We start from the raw sequence: 24,684 nt of genomic DNA, 5'->3' as shown, positions 1-24,684 counted from the left end.
GCGATCCGATCAGATTGATTCAATCTGATCGGTGAACCGCCCTCTAAACTCAAGAAAGAGAACGCGTTACCCGATCAGCTTGCGATGCAAGTTGATCGGCGCGTGCTCTAGCGGTCCAGCGCCGTAAGCAGCGCCTCGGCGCTGCGTTGCCAGGAAAAGGCCGCCGCATGTGCCATGCCGCGCCGCGCCATCTCCGCGTGGGTCTCCGGGCTGTCCAGGAATGCCTTGACCGCGACGGCGATGGCGGCCGGATCGCGGGCGTCGAAATAACGGGCGGTGTCGCCGCAGACCTCGCGCACCGGGGGGATATCCGACGACAGGACCGGACAGCCCAGCACCATCGCCTCCAGGGGCGGAATGCCGAACCCCTCGTAGAGGCTGGGAAAAAGCAGCGCGAGCGCGTTCCGGTACAGGGCGACGATCTCGGCATCCGACAGGCGGCCCGAGAAGATAACTTTGGACGAGTCGCCCTCGGCCGCGCCGCTGAAGACCGCCTTCTGCGCTGCGCCCACGATGACGAATTTCGGCGCGGCTGCCCCGAGACGCTCAAGGCCCGCAATGGCCGCCTTCAGGTTCTTGTTGGGCGCCGGCGAGCCGACGAACAGCAGGTAGCCCTTCGCATCGAGCCCGAGGCGCTCGAGCACGGCCGGATCCGGGGTGACGCCGGCCACATGCTCGCAGCTGTTGGGGATGACCGCGACCGCCTTCACGCCGACGACATCGAGGAGTTCCCGGCGCGAGAATTCCGAGACCGTGGCGATGCACGAGGTCCGCGCCAGCAGGTGGCCGAGGGTGCCATGCAGGGTGCGGTAGGCCCGCGAGAAATTCTGCGGGGTCCGGTAGATCATGGCATCGTGGATGACCGTCAGGCTCGACAGATGCATGACCGGCCCGCTGTTGCACAGATTGACGAGGCGCCCGCCCCGGCTGTGCCACCACAGCTCCGTCTGCTCCCACAGATGCCCGGACTTGCGGCCCACCACCCGCTCGCGGATGACCTTCAGGTCAAGGCCGCGCAGCGCGCCCGGCGGAATGGCCAATTCCCAGTCCTCCCGGGGCGGCTTCGACTGGAAACGCACGTCGAGGGCTTTGACCACCTCCTGGGCGAAGCGCTGCACGCCGCTGGTGTGCTGCGTGAGGAAGCGGCCGTTGATGAAAGTGGTCATGGCTCAGCGCTTCTTCCTGCACCTCGGCACGACGCCGCCGTGAGGCTGGCTCCGCATATGCGAGGCAACGGCTTCAGATCCCGGCGGCGGTGCGGCGCAGTCCGGCACGGTCGATTTCCGCATCGAAGAAGCTGCGGAGGTTGGAGAGGAAGACATCCCGGCCGAACCTGGCCACATGGGCGCGGAAGTCCTCGGGCGTGCCGCGGACGCCTTCCGCCTCGAACTTGTGGACCGCAGCGGCCAGCGCTTCCGGCGTCTGCTCCTGGAACAGGAGGCCGGTGACGCCGTCCACCACGGTCTCGGTCGCGCCGCCGCGCGCAAAGGCGATGACCGGACGGCCCGACGCCATGACTTCCAGCGGCACGATGCCGAAATCCTCGACGCCCGGAAAGATGAGGGCGCGGCAGCGCGCGAACTTGCGCTCCATCTCCCTGTCATCCACCGCGCCGAGGAAGCGCACGGTGGGGCCGGCCATCTTCCTCAGCTGGTTGCTGCCGCCGCTGCCGATGATGTCGAGGCGCTTGCCCATCTTGTTGAAGGCCTCGACCGCCACCTCGATCTTCTTGTAGGGCGTGATCTGACCCGCGCACAGATAGGCGTCGTCGAGATCGTCCGAGGCGGTGAAGCGCGAGAGATCCACCGGCGGATTGATCACCGTGGAGTCGCGGCGGTAGGTCTTCCAGATCCGCTTCGCCACATATTGCGAGTTGGCGATGAAGGTATCGACCCGGTTCGCCGTGGTCACGTCCCACTGACGCAGGGAGGGGCCGGTGAGGCTCATGAACGCGCGCGTCAGCTTGCCGGCGGATTCGCGATACTGGGATTCCAGATCCCAGATGTAGCGCATGGGCGAGTGGCAATAGCAGATGTGCAGCGCATCCGGACGTGTCACCACGGCCTTGGCGGGACCGGCCTCGCTGGAGATGACGAGGTCGTACTTCGTGAGATCGAAGGATTCGATTGCGAACGGCATCAGCGGCAGCATCTTCTGATAATGCTTCTTGCCGCCGATCTTCTGCAGGAAGGAGGTCGTGATCTTGTGGCGCCGGATCTTCTCGGAGAGATTCTCCGGCTCGGCAACGAGGGTGAAGATGTCCGCGTCGGGAAACAGCTCGCAGAGCGCTTCCACGACCTTCTCGCCACCACGCATACCCACGAGCCAATAATGGACAATCGCTGTCTTCATGCTGTTCGACCTCAAATCGTCATGGCGGGCATGGTGGTCGTCCTGCAAAGCGTCCCAACACAAAAATCCGACCGATGCCGGGACACCCTCGCTCTATTTCCCGGCGATCGGGCTGACAATTCTTTCCCCGACAGATTGTTCCCGCGCCTTGTTCATATTCAGGTTGCAGATGGCAAGCTTTCACCCAAGAAAGGCGGGAAACAGGTCTTGACTAGGTGGAATGTCTCGACGCGATTGCCATACTGCGTCCTTGCGAAAGCCGCAATAATGGTTGTCTCCCCACCATCATGGCCGCAGTGACGCACCTCTTCACTGGCGCCGGTCATATGCGGCCCACGGAGGCTCGCGGCTGAGGCCGCCCGGGCGCGCCTTCTCGATCGTCGGCGCGAGAGCATACCCGGCCTGCTGGCGCAAGCGCCGTGGCCTGAAGCCTCGCGCGCGAAGCCGATACAGATGCCGCTGCCAGCGATCACCGCGGCGGCAGCATGGCGATTTTCGGAATCGACAGCCATTCGAACGTCATCGCCCCAGCACGCGTTAGGTTAGGAGTCTGCTCGGATTTGCTGCACAGCCTGTGTGCATTGCACATAACACTATAGAACAAGGCAATGCAATCCGCTTGCGGCGCGCGCCCTGCGACAGGAGCGCCGCAGGTCAGGCCCCCGTCGGGAGACAAGGGTGTCCATCTCGGCAAGCAATTGATGAATCAGTTGAAAATTTAAAGCGACCAAGCCACTTCTTGTGCCGCCGCCCCTTTCTCGGCCGGTAACGGATTGCGGCACAGGGCATCTCGAAAGCGCCATTGTGCACTGCGGTATCCATACCCTTGGCGCCACTCGATTCAGGTCGTGGAACGCTGCCTGGCCCGCGGCCCGCAAGAGTGGTCCGGAGCCGAAACAGGCCGAGCGACACGGCACAAACTGGGTGCCGCGCCCCCGGCCTGTGCGGTGTCAGCCGTAATAGGCGGCGTACTTCTTGTGCAGGCCGTCCTGCGGCACCTTGCTGGTGTAGAAATGGAGGCGGTGCGTATCCACCTTGTTCAGGATCACGCCGATGCACTTTTCATAGACCTGCGGATTGGCCTCGAAGGCGTCGACCACCAGGTCGCGCGACGTCGCACCCCATTCCAAGACGAACAGGACGCCATCGAAATACTTGGCGGCCGCCCGAACATCGACCACCGGGCCAAGGGGCGGGAGGTCGATGACGATATAATCCGCCTTGGTCCCCAGATCCGCGAGCAGCTGGCCCATGGCCGGCGACGAGACCAGGTTGCTGGTGTGGGCGCTGCCGATATCCGCGCCCGCCGGAATGAAACCGAGGCCCGTTTCAGCCTCCACCATCATCACCGAAGACACCGGCGCGCCCTGGCTGAGAATGTGGAACAGCCCCTTCTGGGCATGGGGCGCGATGTCGTCGCTCAGCCCGCGGAAACGCAGGTCGGCATCGATCAGCACCGTCCGCGTGCCCAGTTGGGCGAGCATGGAGGCGAAGTTCTTGCTGATCGTCGACTTGCCCTCCGTCGGCAGGACCGAGGCGAGCGCGATGATCTTCGGCACTTTTTCGCCCACGGCGAAATCCACCGCGACCTTGGCGCTGCGCAGCGTCTCCGCGAAGGGCGAGAGGATGTGGTTGGTGGCATAGCGCATCATCCCCGAGCCGCCCACCTGGCCGGGTCCGGACTTGGCGATGGGCGGAACCAGGGCCAACTGTCGCGGCGAGATTCGCGGCATGACACCGATGCATTCCAGCCGAAGCAGATCGCGGATCTGCGAGGCCGAGCGGAAGCCGAGGTCCCGAAGCTCACGCACCGCGCCATACCCGGCGCCGCCGATAAAGCCGAGGATGGCCCCGAGGATGACGGATAGGGCCAGCTTCGGCGATGCGGGCTGGGACGGCACCGTCGCCGCCGAGATCACTCGCGCCTCAGAAACCGGGAACGACTGCTTCTGCAGGGATTCCTGGTAGCGCTGCAGCATGGTCTCATAGAGATTCTTGTAGGTGTCGGCCTCGCGCTCGAGCTCGCGGAGCGCCACCTTGTCCTTGTTCGCGACGTCCGTCAGGCCGACCTGATTCTTCAGCTGCGCCTCAAGCGCCTTCTCGCGGGCGATGGCGATGTCCCGCTCGCTGCGGTAGCTCTCGGCGATACGACCGAGCTCGCTGAAGATCAACCGCCGGTACTCGGCCAGGTCCGATCGCAGCCGCTGCACCTGGTAGTGGTTCGGACCGAGCTTGGCGGCAAGCTCCGACTCGGTCTTTGCAGCCGCGGTCGCCTTGTTCCGCAGCTCCACGATGATGGGATTGTCGATGGCCTCGGACACCGCGGCATCCATCTGCCCGGCCGAGATGATGGACTGGATGCGATCGTATTTCGCGTCGGCGCGGGCCACGTCCGAGCGGGCAAGGACCAGCTGGGTATTGATCTCGCCAACCTGCTGCTCATTGACCAGCGAGCCGGTGGAGGTCGTGATCAGGCCCTTCTCGCCGCGGAACTTCTGCACCGCGAGATCGGTCTCGATGGCCTTCTGGCGCAGTTCCTGGATGCGCGGCAGAAGCCAGTCGGTTGCGCGGCGGGTTGCCTCGAAATTGGCGGAGAACTGGTCGTCGAGATACGATTGGGTGAAGGCATTCGCGATCTGAGCGGCCTTGTCGGGCTGGGTCGATGCGAAGCCGATCTCGATCACGTAGGTCCGGCCGACCCGCTTCAGCGACATGTTGCCCGCAAGATACGCGAGGGCCGCCTCGCGCTGCGCCGCCTCCACGTCCTCAGGTGTCGGCTTGCGCGGCGGAAGGATCGCTTCCTTGATGGAGCGGATGCCCGATTTCAGCGCGGAAATCACTGACGCGACCGGTGACTGCACGGTGTTGTCGTCGAGCACCCGGTCCAGGCCGACCTTGGCGATCACCGAGTTGGCGATGTTCAGGGACTTCAGCACCTCGACCTGGCTGTCCACGGCCCCGGTGTCGAGCCCGAGCTCGGACAGGGCCGTCACCGCCACCTCGTCATTGACCTTCGACTTGCTGTCGAGAAGCAACTGTGTGCCAGCAAAATAAACCGGCGTCTTGGCAATGAAGAACGCCAGCCCCACTGCCGCGCCAATGCAGATACCGATCAGCACCGGCCGCATTTGGCGACGGACCGCCGCCAGGATGCCGGAGAAATCGATGGAAGGAATGGAACTCTCTCCCTGAGAGCCACCTTCGTAGCGAAGCCCTCCGCTCGACCTTTTCGGAGACTGCAGCACGGATGAGACCCCTCGTGGCTACACTAGATAACAACTCTCGCGGGCCACGTTAGCGCGCCCCCGTCGTGAAGGCCAGTGCTGCGGCGCACACAGAAGGTATCTCGGCACACTTCGGCCAAAAAAAGTCGTCTTCCCCCCGGCTTCGCTGCATGCGGCCCATCCCCGCGCCGTTCCCGCGGATGCCCCTCCGCAGCGGAACAGGCCTCCCCATGCTCCCGCGTCGCAAAATGAGAATTTCGACTTCGACGCCATGGCGAATCCCCTCGTGTTTTCGAGCATTTGCTCGAAAACACCTCATCCGGCCGCACGAATGATCAAGAGCCGGGCCGCATCCCGGCGTGCGATGCGGCATTCACCCCTGCGCGCGTCGCGGGCGGGCACACCTTCAGCGCGCAGCGCGGCGCGGGGGTGCGTCGCTGAGGTCGGGTCCAGATGGCCCTCCGCAGGCAAAAATTCATTGAGATTTTGCCCACGGAGGGCTAATCCCTGCTGCGATGCAACATGCGACCGAAGCCTTAGGGCGAAAGTTGCACAAGACAGGGCTGGGCCATGCGTGTGACCATGATCGGAGCGGGCTATGTGGGCTTGGTCTCCGGCGCGTGCTTTGCGGATTTCGGCCATACCGTGACATGCGTCGATACGCACGAGGGCAAGATCGCTGCACTCAAGCGTGGTGAGATCCCGATTTTCGAGCCTGGCCTCGACGATCTCGTTGCCTCCAACGTCAAGGCCGAGCGCCTGTTCTTCACCACCAGCATCGCCGAAGGCGTCGCCGATGCGGAAGCGGTGTTCATCGCCGTCGGCACGCCGTCGCGCCGCGGCGACGGCCATGCCGACCTGTCCTATGTCCATCAGGCCGCGCGCGACATCGCCAATGCCATGAGCGGCTATACGGTGATCGTCACCAAGTCCACGGTGCCCGTGGGCACCGGCGACGAGGTGGAGCGCATCATCCGCGAGACCCGGCCCGACGCCGAATTCTCCGTGGTCTCCAATCCCGAGTTCCTGCGCGAAGGCGCCGCCATCATTGATTTCAAGCGGCCCGACCGCATCGTGGTGGGCACCGACGAGGAACGCGCCAAGGAGGTGATGACCAACCTCTATCGGCCGCTCTTCCTCAACCAGTCGCCGCTGCTGTTCACCTCCCGCCGCACGGCGGAACTGACCAAATATGCGGCAAATGCCTTCCTCGCCACCAAGATCACCTTCATCAACGAGATCGCGGACCTGTGCGAGAAGGTCGGCGGCAACGTGCAGGACGTGGCCCGCGGCATCGGCCTCGACAACCGCATCGGCTCCAAATTCCTGCATGCCGGTCCCGGCTATGGCGGCTCCTGCTTCCCGAAGGACACCCTCGCCCTCATCAAGACCGCCCAGGACTATGATGCGCCCATCCGCATCGTGGAGACGGTGGTTTCGGTGAACGACCAGCGCAAGCGCGCCATGGCCCGCAAGGTCATCGCCGCGCTCGGCGGCTCGGTGCGTGGGAAGACCGTCGGCGTGCTCGGCCTCACCTTCAAGCCCAACACCGACGACATGCGCGACGCGCCGTCCATCTCCATCATCACCGCCCTCCAGGACGCCGGAGCGGTGATCAAGGCGCACGATCCCGAAGGCGTCGAGCAGGCCAAGCTGGTGCTGGGCAACGTGACCTACGTGGACAGCCCCTATCAGGCGGCGGACGGGGCCGACGCCCTGGTCATCGTCACCGAATGGGACGCCTTCCGCGCGCTCGACCTCAAGCGCATCCAGTCGATGATGGCCCAGCCGGTCGTGGTTGACCTGCGGAACATCTATCGCCCGGACGAAATGACGGGCCTCGGCTTCAAGTACAGCAGCGTCGGGCGCGGCCTCGCCGACGCCTGAAACGGCGGTCGCGGAGGCGGGAGGACGTTCCGGTCGGCTGGCATGTCATCCGATCGGCAATCGTGCTCCCTCTTAGGCTCAGAGACGGATTGACCACTCGGGCTCCGGCAGCCTGAACGGATCCAGTTCCAGGCCGGGCGGCGGTTTTACTGCTGCCCGGCAAAGGTCTCGGGACACTTCTTTGTGGACCACGCCAGTTGCTTGTAGCAACGTGACCAGAACCCAGCTTGAGGCTCGCGCCATGACCACTTCGTCCACCGAATCCCCGAAGGCGGCCGGCGGAAAGATCGTCCCGGTCATTCTGGCCGGAGGCTCCGGAACGCGCCTCTGGCCGCTCTCGCGCAACAGCCTGCCGAAGCAGTTCCTGCCGCTAGCCACCGAGAACACCATGTTCCAGGACACCCTGCTGCGCGCGGCGCCGGGTCCGGTGTTCGCCAATCCGGTGGTGGTGGCCAACGAGGAGTTCCGCTTCTTCGCCCAGCGCCAGGCGCGCGACGCCGGCATCGACGCCACCGTCATGCTGGAGCCGGCGCGGCGCGACAGCGCCCCGGCCCTCATCGCGGCCGCGGTCTGGGTGGCCGAGACCTACGGCCCCGAAACGCTGGTGCTGGCGCTCGCCTCGGACCACGTGGTGCTCGACCCCGCCGGCTTCGTGAAGACGGTGGAGATCGGCGCCGATGCCGCCCGCCTCGGCCGCATCGTCACCTTCGGCATCGAGCCCACCGAGCCGCGCACCAGCTACGGCTACATCCGCCTCGGCACCCAGATCGACGAGCGGGGCTCCTATGAGGTGGATTCCTTCGTGGAGAAGCCGGACCGCGCCACGGCTCAGCGCTATGTGGAGGCCGGATATCTCTGGAACTCGGGCAACTTCCTCTTCCCGGCGGGCCTGCTGCTGAAGGAAGCGGAGATGTTCGAGCCCGCCATTGCCGATGCCGCCCGCGTGGCCGTCGCCGAGGCGAAATCGGACCTCGGCTTCCTGCGCCTCGACCCTGTGGCTTTCAAGTCGTCGCCGGCCAAGTCCATCGACTTCGCGGTGCTGGAGCGCACCCGGCACGCGGCGGTGGTGCGCGGCAGCTTCGGCTGGTCGGACGTGGGCTCCTGGGATGCCCTGCACGAGATCGGAAACCAGGACGAGAGGGGCAATGTCACCGTCGGCACGGTGCAGCTTCTCGACAGCAGCAATTCGTTCGTGCGGTCGGATGGCCCGCTGGTGACGGCCATCGGCCTCGACGGCGTCTCGGTGATCGCCACCGAGGACGCGGTTTTGGTGATGCCCTCGAATCGCAGCCAGGACGTGAAGGCCCTGGTTTCGGCCCTCAAGGACTCCAACCGCAAGGAAGTGGAGGAACATCTTACCATCCACCGCCCCTGGGGCACCTACCAGACCGTGTGCAAGGGCGACCGCTTCCAGGTGAAGAAGATCGTGGTGGAGCCGGGCGGCATCCTGTCCCTGCAGAAGCACCATCACCGGGCCGAGCACTGGGTGGTGGTGCGCGGCACCGCCGAGGTGACGGTGGCGGATCGCAGCTACACGGTGCACGAGAACGAATCCACCTACATCCCCATCGGCAGCGTGCACCGGCTCGGCAATCCCGGCCGCATCCCGCTGGAGCTGATCGAGGTGCAGACCGGCTCCTATCTCGGCGAGGACGACATCCATCGCTTCGAGGACATCTACCAGCGCGCCTGAGGGCGCGCCGGTAGATCCGAACCGGCCTCAGTCCGCCTTCAGCAGCACCGCCAGGGCGGAGAGGATGTGATAGAAGGAGGAGGCTGGCGCCGCCTCCTCCACGAAGCCGCCGTCCGGCAGCCACTGGTCACGCCACAGGCCCCGCACCGGCACGTCGAGATAGACCTGGAGCACCGCGAAGGCCTCCTCGGCCGCAGCCACATAGGCCGCGCGGGTGTCGGCATCGGTCTCGGCGGCGGCGAAGACCAGGGCCGTGCGCAGGCGTTCCGTCTGCGCCCAGAGCCGCGCCCTCGGGTCGCTCACCTGCCCCGTCGCATCCAGCGCGAACACCGCCGCCTTGCGCACCGGATCGATGCCGAAGCGTGCGCCAAACCCGTACATGCGCCGGCTTTCCCCCCGATGGTCGATCCCCAGCACCGGGCCGACATGGTCGAGCAGGTAAGCCCATTCGAACTGGTGGCCGGGCTCGCGCACCTCGCCGGACGCGTCGGCGGCGAAGTGCCAGTCGCCGTCATAATATTCGCCGATGGCGCCGGTTTCGGGATCAATGAGGCGCGTGGCGGCAAGGGCGACGATGCCGCGCGCCACGTCGGCGAAGGGTGCGGCGACACCCGCCGCCACCCAGGCGAGGTTGGCTTCGAGCAGATGCATGTGCGGGTTGGAGCGCAGCGGCAGCACGCGCGGACGCGCTTCCTCGAAGCCGCCTGCGGGATGGCCCCGCTCGGCCTGAAGCTGCGCCGCCAGCGTGCGGGCGGCCGCCACCAGTTCGTCGCCACCAAGCCCGGTGGTGTAAGCATGCGCCAGCGCAAACAGCACGAAGGCCTGGTCGTAGAGGTCCGCGGTTTCGTCGAGGGGCCTGCCATCGGGCGCGACCAGGGTGCGGAACAGGCCATCGGGCCGGCGATAATGGGCCAGCAGGAAGTCCAGCCCGTGCCGCGCCGCCTCCCGCCAGGGGCCGTCCCAACCGAGCCGACCGCCCTCCATATAGGCGTAGGCCTGCCGCGCCTGCACCCGGAGGCGGCGAGACGCCGCCACGGGCGTGCCGTCGAGCGCGATCTTCTCATGGAAGCCGCCCGCCGGATCGGCCCCCACCTTCCACCACAGCGGCAACGCCGCATCGAACAGCCACTCACGCGCCCAGCGGGCCTGCGCTTCCAGAAGGGCCATCACCATCACCCCATACCTCAACGGATCGATACATTAGAGCGCGATCCGATCTGGTTGAATCAATCTGAGCGGTGAATCGCCCTCTAAATTCAAGAAAGAGAACGCGTTGCCCGAAGCGGGCACCGGCCGGCATCAGGAAAATGCGTCGAGGCCCACGTTTCCACGGGTTTCACCGCGCGGGCGGATGCCGCCGGGACAGGTCCGCCGGAACCCCGCCCCACGCCGGTGCCACCGCCCTGCCATGCGATGACGGATACCCCATGCCGTTGCCTTCGCCGGCCGCGGACCCTAGAAGCGCATCATGACGGCCTTTCAACCCCTCGACCTGCCAGAGGTCATCCTCGTGACGCCGCGCCGCTTCGGCGATGCGCGGGGCTATTTCTGCGAGACCTACGTCAAGCCGCTCTATGCGGCGAACGGGATCGCTGCCGACTTCCTCCAGGACAACGAATCGCTCTCGGCATTGCCGGGCACGGTGCGCGGCCTCCACATGCAGGCGCCCCCCTTCGCGCAGGCCAAGCTGGTGCGGGTGCTTTCCGGCGCCATCTTCGACGTAGCGGTGGACGTGCGGAAGGGCTCGCCCACCTATGGCCGCTGGGTGGGCGCCCGCCTCACCGCCGAGGGCGGGGAGCAGCTGTTCGTACCTCAGGGTTTCGCCCACGGATTTTGCACCCTCGCCCCGGACACGCGCGTCGCCTATAAGGTGGACGCGCTCTATGACCGGGCGAGCGAATGCGGAATCATCTGGAACGATCCCGACCTCGCCATCGACTGGGGCTTCGACGGCGAGACCATCCTCTCCGACAAGGACAGGATATTGCCCCGCCTCAAGGATTTCGACAGCCCGTTCGCCTGTGCGGGCAGGTAAGATGGCCGCTGGGTGACGGCCCGGCAGAGGCAACGGTGAAGGGAACGGCATGCGGGTTCTGGTAACCGGAGGAGCGGGCTTCATCGGCTCGGCGGTGGTGCGCCACCTCATCGGTGAAGGCCACCACGTCCTCACCTTCGACAAGCTCACCTATGCGGGCAACCTCGCCTCCCTCGCGCCCGTGGCCGACAATCCACGCCACGCCTTCGTGCAAGCCGATATCTGCGATGGGGCCGCGGTGCGCGCGGCGCTGGAGGGCTTCCGGCCCGATCTGGTGATGCACCTCGCCGCCGAATCCCACGTGGACCGCTCCATCGACGGGCCGGGCGACTTCATCGCCACCAATGTGGTGGGCACCTATACGATGCTGCAGGAAGCCCTGCGCTACTGGCGCGGCCTTGCCGGCCCGGCGCAGGAGGCGTTCCGCTTCCACCACATCTCCACCGACGAGGTGTTCGGCAGCCTGGGCGCCGAGGGGCTGTTCCGCGAGGATACCCCCTACCAGCCCAACTCGCCCTATTCCGCCTCCAAGGCGGCGTCCGACCATCTGGTGCGGGCGTGGTTCCACACCTACGGCCTGCCCGCGGTGATGTCGAACTGCTCCAACAATTATGGGCCCTACCATTTCCCCGAGAAGCTCATCCCCCTCGTCACCCTCAACGCGCTGGAAGGCGCCGACCTGCCGGTCTACGGCACGGGCGAGAATGTGCGGGACTGGCTGTTCGTGGAGGATCACGCCGAGGCGCTGGTCCTCATCGCCACCAGGGGCCGGCCGGGCGAGAGCTACAATGTGGGCGGCGCCTCCGAGCAGCGGAACATCGACGTGGTGCGCGCCATCTGCGCCATCCTCGACGACATCGTTCCGGATGCCGCCATCGGCCCGCGCGAGAAGCTGATCCGCTTCGTCACCGACCGGCCGGGGCACGATGCGCGCTATGCCATCGACTTCTCCAAGCTGAAAGACGAGCTGGGCTGGACGCCCCGCGAGACCTTCGCGAGCGGGCTGGAGAAGACCATTCGCTGGTACCTTGAAAACCGCGCGTGGTGGGAGCCCCTGCGCCAGCGTTACCAGGGCCAGCGGCTCGGGCTGGAGAAGCCGCCCGCCTCCAAGCTGGGGCTTGCATCGTGACGCGCATCCTTCTGTTCGGCGCCGGCGGCCAGCTCGGACGCGAGGTGACGGCGCTTGCCGCCGAGCGCGGCACGGAACTCGTCGGCCTCGGCCACGAGGCACTCGACATCTCCGATCCGGTGGCGGTGGCCCGCGCCATCGAGGCGGCGCGGCCCGACGTGCTCGTCAACACGGCCGCCTATACCGCCGTGGACAAGGCCGAGAGCGAGCCGGAGATGGCGGCGCGCATCAATGCCTTCGCCCCCGGCCTCATCGCCGAGCGCTGCGCGCGCTATCGCACGCCCTTCATCCACGTCTCCACCGACTACGTGTTCGACGGCACCAAGGCCGGCGCCTATGTGGAGGCGGACCCCATCGCCCCGCTGGGCGTCTACGGCCGCACCAAGGCCGCCGGCGAGGCCGCCGTGCGCGCGGCCAGCGAGCGGCACGTCATCGTGCGCACCTCGTGGGTCTATGGCGCCCACGGCCACAATTTCCTGAAGACCATGCTGCGGCTCGCCGCCGAGCGCAACCTTCTGAAGGTGGTGGCGGACCAGCGCGGCTGCCCTACTGCAACGCGCGACCTCGCCGAGGCCGTGCTGGCTGCGGCGGAAGCGGCAGCGCGGGGCGATGCGCGCTGGGGCACCTATCATTTCGCCGGAACGGGCGCGACCACCTGGCACGGCTTCGCCAGCGCCATCGTGGCCGCGGCAGCCAAGCATACGGGCCGCGCCCCGCAGGTTGCCCCGATCACCACCGCCGAATACCCCACCCCCGCGCGGCGGCCGAAGAATTCGGAACTGGCCAGCGACCTGTTCGAGCGCACCTTCGGCGTGCGCGCCGCGCCCTGGGCGCAGCGCGTGAGCGAGGTGGTGGACACGCTCCTCGCCGGCACGCAGGCCGCGCAACCCAAGGCCACGCAAGCTCCCGTGGAGGCATCGTGAAGGGCATCATCCTCGCCGGCGGTTCCGGCACCCGGCTTCACCCCATCACCCTCGTGGTCTCCAAGCAGCTGCTGCCGGTCTACGACAAGCCGATGATCTATTACCCCCTGTGCACGCTGATGATGGCGGGCATCCGGGACATCCTGATCATCACCACGCCGCACGATTCCACCCTGTTCCAGGCGTTGCTGAAGGACGGCAGCCAGTTCGGCCTGAACATCACCTACGCGGTGCAGGACCAGCCGCGCGGACTTGCGGACGCCTTCATCGTCGGCCGTGAGTTCGTGGGCGACGACCGGGTGGCGCTGGTTCTGGGCGACAACCTCTTCTTCGGCCACGGCCTGCCGGAACTGCTCGCCACGGCGGCGAAGCGCGAGCGCGGGGCCACCGTGTTCGGCTATCCGGTGCAGGACCCCGAGCGCTACGGCGTCGTGGAGATGGACAAGACCGGCCGCGTGCTCTCGCTGGAGGAGAAGCCGAAGGTGCCGAAATCCAACCTCGCGGTGACCGGGCTTTATTTCTACGACAACCGCGTGGTGGACATCGCCGCCAACCTCAAGCCCTCCCCCCGCGGCGAGATCGAGATCACCGACGTCAACAAGGCCTATCTGGAGCTTGGCGAGCTCAGCGTCTCCATGATGGGCCGCGGCTTCGCCTGGCTCGACACCGGCACGCCGGACTCCCTCGTGGAAGCGGCGCAGTTCGTGCAGATCCTCGAGAAGCGGCAGGGCCTGCGCATTTCCTCCCCGGAGGAGGTGGCGTTCCGTGCCGGCTTCATCGACAAGGCCCAGCTCAAGGAGCGGGCCGCCGCCCTCGCGAAATCGAGCTACGGCGCCTATCTCTCCCGCCTCGCGGACGGCCTCGCCTGACTGCGGAAGCGGGGACACGCCGTCGCACTTTTGAAGCCCGGCCACATCCTGTAGGGTGATCCGTCTCCCTAAAGCCTCATGTGGCCGTCGCCGTTTCGGGCGCGCCCCGAGGTGTGCCGCCACCGGATTTTGAAGATGAGCAATTTCAACGAAGAGACGGTGACCAGCGTTCACCACTGGACCGACAATCTCTTCTCCTTTACCTGCACCCGCGATCCGGGCCTTCGATTCCTCAACGGCCAGTTCACCATGATCGGCCTCAAGGTAGACGGCAAGCCGCTGCTGCGCGCCTATTCCATGGCCAGCGCCAATTACGAGCCGGACCTGCAGTTCTTCTCCATCAAGGTGGAGAACGGCCCCCTCACCTCCCGCCTCCAGCACCTGAAGGTGGGCGACAAGATCCTGGTCGGGCGCAAGCCCACGGGCACCCTGGTGCAGGACAGCCTGTTGCCGGGCAAGCGGCTCTATCTGCTCTCCACCGGCACCGGCCTTGCCCCCTTCCTCTCGGTGGTGAAGGATCCGGAGGCCTATGAGCGCTTCGAGAAGGTGATCCTCATCCACGGCACCCGCACGGTGGCCGAACTCGCCTATGACGAATTCCTGACCAAGGACCTGCCGAACCACGAGTTCCTCGGCGACGAGGTCCGCGGCAAGCTCATCTATTACCCGACCGTGACCCGCGAGCCGTTCCGCAACCAGGGCCGCATCACCGACCTGATCACCTCGGGCAAGCTGTTCACCGACATCGGCATGCCGGTCATCTCCCCGGAGGAGGATCGCCTGATGCTCTGCGGCAGCCCGCAGATGCTGAAGGACGTGGTGGATCTGCTCGAATCCCGCGGCTTCAGCGAGGGCAGCCAGTCGGCGCCCGGCCACTATGTCATCGAGAAGGCGTTCGTGGAGCGCTGATCGGAACGCCCGCCGCGGCCAAGTTCAGGCCGCGTCGTCCCGTGCGCTCTGCGGGGTGTCGGTGCCGGTCTCCCCCACGCGGTTGGCGTCTTCGCCGGAAGATACCGCGGCAGGATCAAGCCGCGACGCCACGATGCGGGGGGCGGGCCTGCGCTCGCGCCAGATCAGGCCGAGCCCGGCGACGACCACCACCAGGGCGCCCACCACCACGAGCGGCTCCGGCCACTCTCCGAACAGGACGATGCCGAACCCGGTGGCCCACAGCAGCAAGGCATAGTTGAACGGCGCCACCACCGAGGCCGGGGCATGGCGGATCGCCGCCGTCACGCAGATCTGCCCGACACCCCCCGCCAGCCCCATGCCGACGAGGATGAGGGCGACGCGCCCGTCCGGCACCACCCAGCCCAGCGGCAGCGTCGCCAGTCCCGCGAGCGACGCCACGAGCGAGAAATAGAAGACGATGGCCTCGCTGGTTTCGGTCCGGGTGAGATGGCGCACCTGGGTAATGGCAAAGCCTGCCCCCACCGCTCCGATCAGCGCCAGGCCCGCCCCGATCAGCGGCCCCGGGCCGGTTCCAACGGCGGCATGGGAGAAGGACGGCCACAGCATGATCACGATGCCGCTGAAGCCGACCGCGAGGACGAGCCAGCGATAGGCCGGGACCCGCTCGCCCAGCAGCAGCGCGGCGAGCACCACCGCCACCAGCGGCGTGGCATAGGAGAAGGCGACGGCCTCGGCGAGCGGAATGAAGGCCAGCGCGGCGAAGCTGAGCCACATGGCGCTCACGCCGACAAGCCCCCGGACCACATGGCCCAAGGGCTGGCGCGTGGCGAGGGCGCCCGTCATCCGACCGCTCCAGAGCAGCCAGACGACCACCGGCACGAGCCCGAAGAAGCTGCGAGCGAAGACGATCTCGCCGCTCGGCACCTCGTCAGCCACCATCCGCACCAGCGCGGACATGAGGGCGAAAAAGAAGGTGGCGGCGATTTGCAGGCCGATTCCGGCCGGAACGTTCATTTGGAGGCAGACCCGGACGATGCGGTTGCCTTGCTATAGCGCGTGCCGCGCAAGCGCGGCATGCGCAGGCCGCAGGACCTCTACTTTAGTCCTGCGTCCATCGGATGGGTCCGGACCAGCACCCATGCCGGCAAGGCCGCGTCAAAGCTCGGGACGGGCCCGGCGGAGCTGACCGTAGGCCACGGAGAGGAACGCGCATGTAAGGACCACCTGGGCCGGGAGCAGCACCATGCTGGCCAACTCGCCGAGAGTCACGCCGAACACCCACAGGATGACGCGCTCGACGACCAGGATCGGCACGCTGATGAGGAACGGCCCGAGGACAAGCGCCAGCGTGTTACCCTCGCCAAGCCGCCAGGCTTGCGACCAGGAGATGGGATCGCCCAGCACCCGCGACGGCAGCCGCAGGGACGGCCGCGCGGCAATCACGGCCACAAAGACCATGATGAGCAGGATCAGCACCAGTTCCAGCCCGTCCCCCAGAGCGGCCGAGGTACTGGACAGGGCGAGGCCGCCGAGGGCGAAAAGCGGCAGAAGCGCGCCGAGAACCGCCGCAAGGCCGATGAGCACGGTGTCGAGGAAATAGCCGATCATCCGCCCCGGCCCCTCCCCCAGCGTCTGCGCATCGAGGGCCGACGGGCCCCGCAGGACCTCGGCGTGGGTCAGAAGGGCCAGCGGAATGCAGGCGAGCGAATAGGCCAGCAGCGCCAGCCCCCCGAGCACGGAGGACCCGAGCAGCCCGGCAACGATGCCGCCGGCCGCATAGGCCGCAGTCACCTTCTGATGCCGCAGCACCACCGCGACCGCCCATTGGAACGACCACTTGAGGGACTCCAGGAGGGGGATCTTGTAGGCGGAATCCATAATCGCCACCGGGTGTGCGGAGACATCGCGCAGAGCCGGCATCCGTTGCAGCCGGCCAGCCCCGTTCCTAGACGGCTCGCTCCCGCCTTGTCGATAGGGACAAGCGATGCATGGGCACGGGCGGGCGTCGCCGGACGCGGCCGTCGCCACCGTGCAAGCCCGGGAACCGCATCTTGATCCCTGCGCGACACCGACCCGCGTCGGGCGGGCGGCCTTGCATGCGTGCCAAGCAGGACGATCATCGCTTTTGCGACTCATGGCGACCGCAATGCAGCATCGCCAAGCGGCCCGATCGGCTCCATAATACCGTTTTTCATTTTTCTCTTGGCATTTTGCCGCAGGTGCATGGTGCTGCGATCTGCAGCAGGTAACTTTTGTCGCAATGCAGCATCGCCTACCTCTTAGGCACCTCCCTTTGATACCGCGAATTGAGCAAGGATAGCTGCGCTGCAATATGCAAAATTACGCCAATGACATCAGCGTATGATCAAATTGTTCTTGGTCTACTCTTCGTTCCTAGCCCATGGACGGCAGCCGTTTCAGCGTCATGTTTTTCTAAAACACACTCACAGGAGCCGTCTTGACAGATTTATTACATACTAATGCGATAGCTATGCATATTTATACTAGCTTGCCTCTCGGCTTGGGGGATGCTATTGTCAACTTATCATTTGATGTTCGGTGCGACTCCAATCCGAGGGATCAAAGGCCAAATGTCGGTATCCACGGACAATATGCGGGTCGAGCGCGTCGGCGAGGCGCAGCGGCAGGGCCAGCGGGCCGTGCTTGACTACGCTTCGATGCCGCCCCTCTTCATCTTGTGCGATGCGGTGCTCATGCTCGCATTGAGCATGCTGGTGGACCTCGTCTCCACGAGCCAGACGTCGACCGGTTCCATGTCGACCTTCGACTTCACGCGGCCGCTGGGGATCGGCATCCTCTCGGCGGTGACCTTCGTCCTGATCACCACCTCGCGCGGGCTCTACAAGCCCTGGCAGATGGTGCGGGCGACGGAGCAGGTCCGCGCGGCCTTCGTGAACTGGACCTTCACGATCCTCTTCGTGGCAACGGTGATCTTCTGCCTCAAGGTGGGCGACGACACCTCGCGCCTCTCCACGGGCATCTTCGCGGCGCTCGGCTTCGTCGCCGTGCCGGCGTCCCACTGGGCCATGGGCATGTGGCTGCGCCGTGCGGTCGAGACCGGGGCGGTGCGTGGCCGGCCCTCCATTCTCATCGGCGACGTGTCCCAGATCGACCAGGTGGTCCCGGCCGAGATCCTCGAGCGGCTCGGCCTGCGGGAAGTGCGGCGCTTCAGCTTCGCCGGCGCCGCCTCCGGCGCCCTGAGCGCCGATGAACTCGATACGCTCAAGAGCGCCATCCAGTATGCCCGCCAGCAGCGGATCGAGGAAATCGTCGTCGCCATGCCCTGGAGCAATCTGGCGCGTCTGGATGCGGTGCGGGCCCGGCTGCGGGCCCTGCCGGTGCCGGTGAAGCTGCTGCCGGACGAGGCGGTTCACGAGCTGCTCGACGCTCCGCGGGTGGATTTCGGCTCGTCGGTGGCCATCGAGGTGCAGCGCGCGCCTCTCTCCCGCCTGGAGCTGGCGCAGAAGCGCGTGCTCGACATCGCGGTGTCCAGCGTGGCGATGACCCTGCTGCTGCCGCTCTTCGCCATCATCGCCGTCGCCATCAAGATGGACAGCCGCGGCCCGGTGATCTTCCGCCAGCGCCGCAACGGCTTCGGCGGGCGCGAGTTCACCATCTTCAAGTTCCGCTCCATGACGGTGATGGAGGACGGGGCGAAGGTGGTGCAGGCCCAGCGCAACGACCGGCGCGTGACCCGGGTCGGCCGCTTCCTGCGCGCCACCAGCCTCGACGAACTGCCGCAGGTGCTGAACGTGCTGTTCGGCCACATGTCTGTGGTCGGGCCGCGCCCCCATGCCATGGCCCATGACGACGAATACTCGAAGCTGATCGCCGGCTACGCCTTCCGCCACCACGTGAAGCCCGGCATCACCGGCTGGGCCCAGGCCAACGGCCTGCGCGGCGAGACCTCCGAGATCTCGCTCATGGAGCGGCGGATCGAGATGGACCTCTGGTACATCAACAACTGGTCCATCTGGCTCGACATCAAGATCATCCTGAAGACCTTCATCGAGGTTTTCCGCAACGACGCCTACTGAGCGGCTCGTCCAGACGCAAAAGAGCCGGGGTCAAGCCCCGGCTCTTTCGATTCCGGCCATCGGATCTGGCGTGGCCAGGCGGCCCCGCAGGGCATCCCCGCAAGGCGTGGCCGGAACCCACCCCCTGCCGGACGCGGGTTCCGGCCACGCCTCAGGCCTTCCGAGACCCGGCGGGGGGATGTCCGACCCGCCGCTCTCGCCGGCCCGCCCCTACCGGGCCGCAGGATCAGGCCCGCGCCACGCCTGCCACCATCTCGGCAACCGCATCTCCCGCCGCGGCGAGGACATCGGCTTCACGGGCGCGGACCACCAGGTTGGTCTTGAAGCGCCCGTCCGTCTCGTCGCGGAAGGGATAGGAGCCGATCACCGCCGCCGGGAACCGCTCCGCGATGGCGCGCAGGGGGCCGGCGATATCGCCTTCCTTGGCCTCCGCCAGAATGGTGCGCGAGAGCATGGGGCGGCCCTTTTCCAGCTCCGGCAGCACGGCCTCGAGCATGGCCTGCATGATGCGGGGCACGCCGGCCATGACGATGACATTGCCGATGCGGAATCCCGGCGCCTTGGACACCTCGTTCACCACCAGGCTGGCTCCGGCGGGAATGCGCGCCATGCGCAGGCGCGCCTCGTTGAGGTCCTTCTCGGCGATGTATTCCAGCAGCATGGCGCGGGCGCGAGGATCCACGTCGATGGCGACGCCGAAGGCCCTGGCCACCGAATCGGCGGTGATGTCGTCATGGGTGGGCCCGATGCCCCCGGTGGTAAAGACATAGGTGAAGCGCGCGCGCAGGGCGTTGATCGCCGCGACGATGTCCTCCTCCACGTCCGCCACGATGCGCACTTCGCGCAGGTCGATGCCCACATCCGTGAGCCGCTCGGCGATGTGCCCGATATTCTTGTCCTTGGTCCGGCCTGAAAGGACCTCATCGCCGATGACCACCAGCGCCGCCGTGACCGATTGCGCGCCGTCTGCCTCGCCCATGTCGAAAACCTCTGCCGATGCCGGCAGCAGCGCCGGCGTTTCTGCCCAATAAATCACCAACCAAAAAGCGTAAGCGTCGCTCTTTGCGAGCCTTCCCCCTTTAGCACTTCTTTGGCACGATGTTTGTACGCTCGAAGTCAGCTTCCAGGGCGCGGAGTGACGGTCCCAATGCCGCATGCGTTTGATGAAATGTCCAGTACCGACGGCTCCGTCCGGCCGGCCTACGAGACCCTGCAGCGCTGGCTGTCCAGCGTGCCACAGGACGTGCTGGACCACCGCCGCAAGGAGGCGGAGTTCATCTTCCGCCGAATCGGCATCACCTTCGCCGTCTATGGCGAGCAGAACGCCCAGGAGCGCCTCATTCCGTTCGACATCGTCCCGCGCATCCTCACCAAGGATGAATGGGGCCGGCTGTCGCGCGGGCTCGAGCAGCGGGTGAAGGCGCTCAACCTCTACATCCGCGACATCTACACCAAGCGCGAGATCCTCAAGGCCGGCGTGGTGCCGGAGAACCTCGTCTACCAGAACCCCGCCTTCCGGCCGGAGATGAACGGCCAGCGCGTGCCGCACGACATCTACGTGCACATCGCCGGCATCGACATCGTGCGCACCGACCCCGACACCTTCTACGTGCTCGAGGACAATGCCCGCACCCCCTCCGGCGTCTCCTACATGCTGGAGAACCGCGAGATCATGCTCCGCCTGTTCCCGGAGCTGTTCTCCATGCACAAGGTGGCGCCGGTCGACAAATATGGCGACGACCTGCTCGCCACGCTGCGCTCGCTGTCGCCCCGCGGCGGGCACGAGCCGAACGTCGCCATCCTCACCCCCGGCATCTACAATTCGGCCTATTACGAGCACTCCTTCCTCGCCGACAAGCTGGGCGTGGACCTCGTGGAGGGCCGCGACCTGTTCGTGAAGGATGCCGTGGTGTACATGCGCACCACCGAGGGGCCGAAGCGGGTGGACGTGATCTATCGCCGCCTCGACGACGACTTCCTCGATCCCCTGGTGTTCCGCCGCGACAGCGTGCTCGGCGTGCCCGGCCTCATGAGCGCCTACCAGGCCGGCAACGTCACCCTCACCAACGCGGTGGGAACCGGTGTCGCCGACGACAAGGCGGTCTATTCCTACATGCCGGACATCATCCGCTTCTATCTCGGCGAGGAGCCCCTGCTCCCCAACGTGCCGACCTGGCGCTGCCGCGAGCCGGACCACCTCAAATACGTGCTGGACCACCTGCCCGAACTGGTGGTGAAGGAAGTGCACGGCTCCGGCGGCTACGGCATGCTGGTGGGCCCGGCCTCCGACAAGGCGCAGATCGAGAAGTTCCGCGCCAAGCTGGTGGCGGATCCGGCCAACTTCATCGCCCAGCCCACCCTTGCTCTCTCCACCTGCCCGACCATGGTGGAGAAGGGCGTCGCGCCTCGCCACGTGGACCTGCGGCCCTTCATTCTTTCCGGCTCGGACAAGGTGCGCATCGTGCCCGGCGGCCTCACCCGCGTCGCCATGAAGGAGGGTTCGCTGGTGGTGAATTCCAGCCAGGGCGGCGGCACCAAGGACACCTGGGTGTTGGACGCCTGAGCACTCAGGGCCGCGGCACGCCGCGGCCTTCGCCTTCCGGACGCCTGAGCGCGGGTTCCCGCGCCTCGATTTGTCTCCTTCCCAACGGGCTCCCCATGCTTTCGCGCACCGCCGACAACCTCTACTGGCTGACCCGCTACGTGGAACGCGCCGATTGCCTCGCGCGCATCCTCGACGTCTCCCAGCGCCTCTCCTACACGCCCGTCACCTATGGCGGCTCCACCAACGAATGGGCGTCGGCGGTGCTCACCGCCGGCTGCGAAGAGGAGTTCGTCGCCCGCTACGGCCCGCTGGAGGAAGCCAAGGAGGAGGACGTGGTCTCCTTCCTCGCCTTCGAGACGGAAAACTCCTCTTCCATCCGCAACTGCTTCGAGGTGGCGCGGACCAATGCGCGCTCGGTGCGCACCGCGCTGACCTCGGAAATGTGGGACGTGATCAATTCCGCCTGGATCGAGCTCCAGAACTTCCCCAACCGCGCGCTGACGCGGGACGAACTCGCGCGCTTCCTCGCCTTCGTGAAGGAGACGTCGCTGCGCTTCGACGGCGCCACCTTCCGCACCATGCTGCGCAATGACGCCTACTGGTTCGCGCGGTCCGGCGCCCAGCTGGAGCGCGCCGACAACACCGCCCGCATCCTCGACGTGAAATATCACGTGCTGCTGCCGGAGAAGGAACGGGTCGGCGGCCCGCTCGACTACTTCCAGTGGGCCTCCATCCTGCGCTCAGTCTCCGCGCTCACCGCGTTTCACTGGGTCTACCGCGACAGCGTGAAACCCTGGCTGGTGGCCGATCTCCTCATCCTCAACCGGCAGATGCCGCGCTCGCTCGCCGCCTGCTACGAGCAGCTGGCGCGCAATCTCGACGACATCGCCGGCGTCTATGGGCGGCAGGGTCCGTCCCAGCGCCTCGCCCGCTCCATGCAGGCGCGGCTGACCAACCGCACCATCGAGGATATCTTCCAGACCGGCTTGCACGAGTTCATTTCCGAGTTCATCTCGGACAACAACAAGCTCGGCGCCGAGATCACCGAGCAGTATCTGACCTGACGCGGCCGGGGCCGCCCCGTGCGGCCCGCGGCACACCTGGAAGGGCGCCGCCCGGCGGCCCTTCCAGGAAGCGTCACGCGAAGGCCCGTCTGCGCCGAGGACCGCACATGCGTATCCGCATCCGCCACGAGATCACCCAGCATTTCGAGCCCGGCAGCCGCAACATCGCGGTCACCGTCCGCCTCACGCCACGCGCCCATGAGGGGCAGTTCATCCTGCGATGGACGCTGGACCTCAATTCCGACTGCCGCCTCTCGGCGCAGGAGGATGCCTTCGGCAATGTCTGCCACACCTTCTCGGTGGACGGGCCGACGGACCGGCTCTGCGTGATCGCCGAAGGCGAGGTGGAGACGCTGGATACCACCGGCGTCATTCGCGGCACGGTGGAGCGTTTCCCCCCGTCCCTGTTCCTGCGCCAGACCGACCTCACCGAGGCGACGCCCGCGGTCATCGCCTTCGCCGAAGGCGTGGAGCTGCCGCCGGATGATCCCCTCGGCCGGCTGCATGCCCTCATGGTGGCCCTGCACGGCAAGGTGGAGGAGGAGGACGGCCCGGCGCTGGGCGGCCCGCTGAGCGCGGACGCGGCGCTGAAGGCGGAGAAAGCCTGCTCCGGCGGCATCGCCCACCTGTTCACCTCGGCGGCGCGGCATCTTGGACTGCCGGCGCGGCACATCTCCGGCTATCTCGCCCCCGAGGGCGAGGAGGAAGGCGACGGCAAGGCACGCCATTGGGCGGAAGCCTATGCCCCCAAGATCGGCTGGATCGCCTTCGATGCCGGCCGCAACCTCTGCGGCACGGAGCACTATGTGCGGCTTGCCGTGGCGCTGGACGCCATGGGTGTCGCGCCGCTGCGCAGCACCGGCCTCGACATCGAGGAGCAGGTGAGCGCCCTCGACGGGCGGGCGCCGCAGAAGCTGGCGCAGGCCCAGAGCCAGGGACAGAATTGAGGCGGGCAGAGGCGATCTCGGTCACTTGCCGCTCCCGCATGTGACTTGGCGCAACGACACCCGGGTTCGATGCTCCTATGGTATGCGTGTGTAGGCTCCCATGGGGATGCAGCGACATGTCGGTCCATACGCCGCCGATCGAAACGCCGATGGGCCATGAGCCCGCAAGCCCATCCGGCTCGGGCACTCCGAAGCCGGGTCTCGCCGCGCCCCGCCCTCCGGCACCACGCAGTTCATCCGCCACGCCGCGGGCCAAGCTGGAGGCGCGCCACGTCACCTTTCGCTACGGAGAGACCGTCGCGCTGAAAGATGTCAGCCTGCCGCTCCGCGAACACCGGGTCACGGCCCTCATCGGCCCGTCCGGATGCGGCAAGTCCACGCTGCTGCGCGTGTTCAACCGCATGTACGACCTCTATCCGGACCAGCACGCGGAAGGCGAGGTGCTGCTCGACGGGGCCAACATCCTCGCCCGCTCGGAGGATCCGGTGGCGCTGAGGGCCCGCATCGGCATGGTGTTCCAGAAGCCGACGCCGTTCCCCATGTCGATCTACGACAATGTGGCCATCGGCCTCAGGCTCAACGAGGAGCTGGCCCCCGCCGAGCTCGACGCACGGGTGGAGGATGCCCTGCGCCAGGCCGCATTGTGGGAGGAGGTGAAGGATATTCTCCCCCAGAGCGGTCTCAGCCTTTCGGGCGGCCAGCAGCAGCGCCTGTGCATCGCCCGCACCATCGCCCCCCACCCGGAGGTGATCCTCTTCGACGAGCCCTGCTCGGCGCTGGATCCCATCACCACGGCGAAGATCGAGGAGACGATCGAGGAACTCAAGGCGCGCTACACCATCGCCATCGTCACGCACAATCTGCAGCAGGCGGCGCGCGTCTCCGATTTCACCGGCTTCATGTATCTGGGCGAGCTGGTGGAGTTCGGCCCCACCGACGACATCTTCACCCGGCCCAGGGACAAGCGGACCCAGGATTACGTCACCGGGCGCTTCGGGTAGGGGGAGAAGGGGTGGAGGCGGCACCGCGCCCCCTTGACCCCCTGC

19 protein-coding genes are annotated in these 24,684 nt (G+C 66.5%); 12 read left to right on the top strand and 7 right to left on the bottom strand.

All coding sequences use genetic code 11. The features are described 5' to 3' along the window. Positions 1–107: 107 nt before the first annotated feature. The 3 genes from K9U40_RS10915 to K9U40_RS10905 all read right to left on the bottom strand — a co-directional run bounded on the left by K9U40_RS10915 (position 108) and on the right by K9U40_RS10905 (position 5,597). Entirely contained in the window at positions 108–1,166 is a 1,059-nt protein-coding gene (locus tag K9U40_RS10915) for a glycosyltransferase family 4 protein (protein WP_282890225.1), read from the bottom strand. A 73-nt stretch (positions 1,167–1,239) separates the two neighbouring features. Continuing rightward, positions 1,240–2,352 carry a glycosyltransferase gene (locus K9U40_RS10910; RefSeq protein ID WP_282890224.1) on the bottom strand — a complete coding sequence of 371 codons (1,113 nt, stop codon included), beginning with the start codon at positions 2,350–2,352 and terminating at the stop codon, positions 1,240–1,242. Positions 2,353–3,302: 950 nt separating this feature from the next. Next, complete coding sequence (locus K9U40_RS10905; RefSeq protein ID WP_282890223.1) at positions 3,303–5,597, bottom strand: GNVR domain-containing protein; 2,295 nt, start codon at positions 5,595–5,597, stop codon at positions 3,303–3,305. Positions 5,598–6,146: 549 nt separating this feature from the next. Between K9U40_RS10905 and K9U40_RS10900 the strand changes: the two genes are divergently transcribed. Continuing rightward, positions 6,147–7,463 (top strand): UDP-glucose dehydrogenase family protein, encoded by a 1,317-nt coding sequence (locus tag K9U40_RS10900; protein ID WP_282890222.1) that lies wholly within the window; start codon positions 6,147–6,149, stop codon positions 7,461–7,463. 241 nt (positions 7,464–7,704) lie between these two features. Continuing rightward, on the top strand, positions 7,705–9,156 hold the full coding sequence (locus tag K9U40_RS10895; RefSeq protein ID WP_282890221.1) for a mannose-1-phosphate guanylyltransferase/mannose-6-phosphate isomerase: 1,452 nt from the start codon (positions 7,705–7,707) through the stop codon (positions 9,154–9,156). A gap of 27 nt (positions 9,157–9,183) precedes the next feature. Here K9U40_RS10895 and K9U40_RS10890 read toward each other — a convergent pair whose 3' ends face one another. Continuing rightward, positions 9,184–10,323, bottom strand: coding sequence for an AGE family epimerase/isomerase (locus K9U40_RS10890; RefSeq protein ID WP_282890220.1), 1,140 nt, complete (start codon positions 10,321–10,323; stop codon positions 9,184–9,186). A 301-nt stretch (positions 10,324–10,624) separates the two neighbouring features. Between K9U40_RS10890 and rfbC the strand changes: the two genes are divergently transcribed. The 5 genes from rfbC to K9U40_RS10865 all read left to right on the top strand — a co-directional run bounded on the left by rfbC (position 10,625) and on the right by K9U40_RS10865 (position 15,021). After that, positions 10,625–11,191: a dTDP-4-dehydrorhamnose 3,5-epimerase gene (gene rfbC / locus K9U40_RS10885; protein ID WP_282890219.1), complete on the top strand. Its 567-nt coding sequence runs from the start codon at positions 10,625–10,627 to the stop codon at positions 11,189–11,191. A gap of 49 nt (positions 11,192–11,240) precedes the next feature. Next, positions 11,241–12,320, top strand: a complete 1,080-nt coding sequence (gene rfbB / locus K9U40_RS10880; RefSeq protein WP_282890218.1) for a dTDP-glucose 4,6-dehydratase — start codon at positions 11,241–11,243, stop codon at positions 12,318–12,320. Further along, positions 12,317–13,243 carry a dTDP-4-dehydrorhamnose reductase gene (gene rfbD / locus K9U40_RS10875; protein WP_282890217.1) on the top strand — a complete coding sequence of 309 codons (927 nt, stop codon included), beginning with the start codon at positions 12,317–12,319 and terminating at the stop codon, positions 13,241–13,243. The genes rfbB and rfbD overlap by 4 nt, the downstream gene beginning before the upstream one ends. Further along, positions 13,240–14,112 (top strand): glucose-1-phosphate thymidylyltransferase RfbA, encoded by an 873-nt coding sequence (rfbA, locus tag K9U40_RS10870; protein ID WP_282890216.1) that lies wholly within the window; start codon positions 13,240–13,242, stop codon positions 14,110–14,112. The genes rfbD and rfbA overlap by 4 nt, the downstream gene beginning before the upstream one ends. Positions 14,113–14,247: 135 nt before the next feature. Further along, positions 14,248–15,021, top strand: a complete 774-nt coding sequence (locus tag K9U40_RS10865; RefSeq protein WP_282890215.1) for a ferredoxin--NADP reductase — start codon at positions 14,248–14,250, stop codon at positions 15,019–15,021. 24 nt (positions 15,022–15,045) lie between these two features. Here K9U40_RS10865 and K9U40_RS10860 read toward each other — a convergent pair whose 3' ends face one another. Both K9U40_RS10860 and K9U40_RS10855 read right to left on the bottom strand, forming a co-directional pair. Next, positions 15,046–16,038, bottom strand: coding sequence for a DMT family transporter (locus K9U40_RS10860; protein WP_282890214.1), 993 nt, complete (start codon positions 16,036–16,038; stop codon positions 15,046–15,048). Between the two features lie 141 nt (positions 16,039–16,179). Beyond that, positions 16,180–16,902, bottom strand: a complete 723-nt coding sequence (locus tag K9U40_RS10855) for a hypothetical protein (RefSeq protein WP_282890213.1) — start codon at positions 16,900–16,902, stop codon at positions 16,180–16,182. A 713-nt stretch (positions 16,903–17,615) separates the two neighbouring features. Between K9U40_RS10855 and K9U40_RS10850 the strand changes: the two genes are divergently transcribed. Then, a complete protein-coding gene (locus tag K9U40_RS10850) occupies positions 17,616–19,082 on the top strand; it encodes an undecaprenyl-phosphate glucose phosphotransferase (RefSeq protein ID WP_282890212.1) in 1,467 nt (488 codons plus the stop codon). Positions 19,083–19,308: 226 nt separating this feature from the next. Here the strand turns inward: K9U40_RS10850 and K9U40_RS10845 are convergent, their stop codons facing one another. Then, positions 19,309–20,061, bottom strand: a complete 753-nt coding sequence (locus K9U40_RS10845) for a competence/damage-inducible protein A (RefSeq protein ID WP_282890211.1) — start codon at positions 20,059–20,061, stop codon at positions 19,309–19,311. 168 nt (positions 20,062–20,229) lie between these two features. Between K9U40_RS10845 and K9U40_RS10840 the strand changes: the two genes are divergently transcribed. The 4 genes from K9U40_RS10840 (at position 20,230) to pstB (ending at position 24,639) form a co-directional block, all read left to right on the top strand. After that, positions 20,230–21,645 (top strand): circularly permuted type 2 ATP-grasp protein, encoded by a 1,416-nt coding sequence (locus tag K9U40_RS10840; protein ID WP_282890210.1) that lies wholly within the window; start codon positions 20,230–20,232, stop codon positions 21,643–21,645. A 95-nt stretch (positions 21,646–21,740) separates the two neighbouring features. Continuing rightward, the gene (locus tag K9U40_RS10835; protein ID WP_282890209.1) at positions 21,741–22,691 is read left to right on the top strand and encodes an alpha-E domain-containing protein; all 951 of its coding nucleotides are present in this window, start codon (positions 21,741–21,743) and stop codon (positions 22,689–22,691) included. A gap of 107 nt (positions 22,692–22,798) precedes the next feature. Beyond that, positions 22,799–23,638: a transglutaminase-like domain-containing protein gene (locus K9U40_RS10830; protein ID WP_282890208.1), complete on the top strand. Its 840-nt coding sequence runs from the start codon at positions 22,799–22,801 to the stop codon at positions 23,636–23,638. A gap of 149 nt (positions 23,639–23,787) precedes the next feature. After that, positions 23,788–24,639 carry a phosphate ABC transporter ATP-binding protein PstB gene (gene pstB, locus K9U40_RS10825; protein WP_414115006.1) on the top strand — a complete coding sequence of 284 codons (852 nt, stop codon included), beginning with the start codon at positions 23,788–23,790 and terminating at the stop codon, positions 24,637–24,639. The last annotated feature ends 45 nt before the right edge of the window (positions 24,640–24,684 follow it).

The sequence above is a fragment of the Xanthobacter autotrophicus genome (genome assembly GCF_030015065.1).
Taxonomy (GTDB): domain Bacteria; phylum Pseudomonadota; class Alphaproteobacteria; order Rhizobiales; family Xanthobacteraceae; genus Xanthobacter; species Xanthobacter autotrophicus_D.
This window is presented reverse-complemented; position numbering and strand designations above follow the sequence as displayed.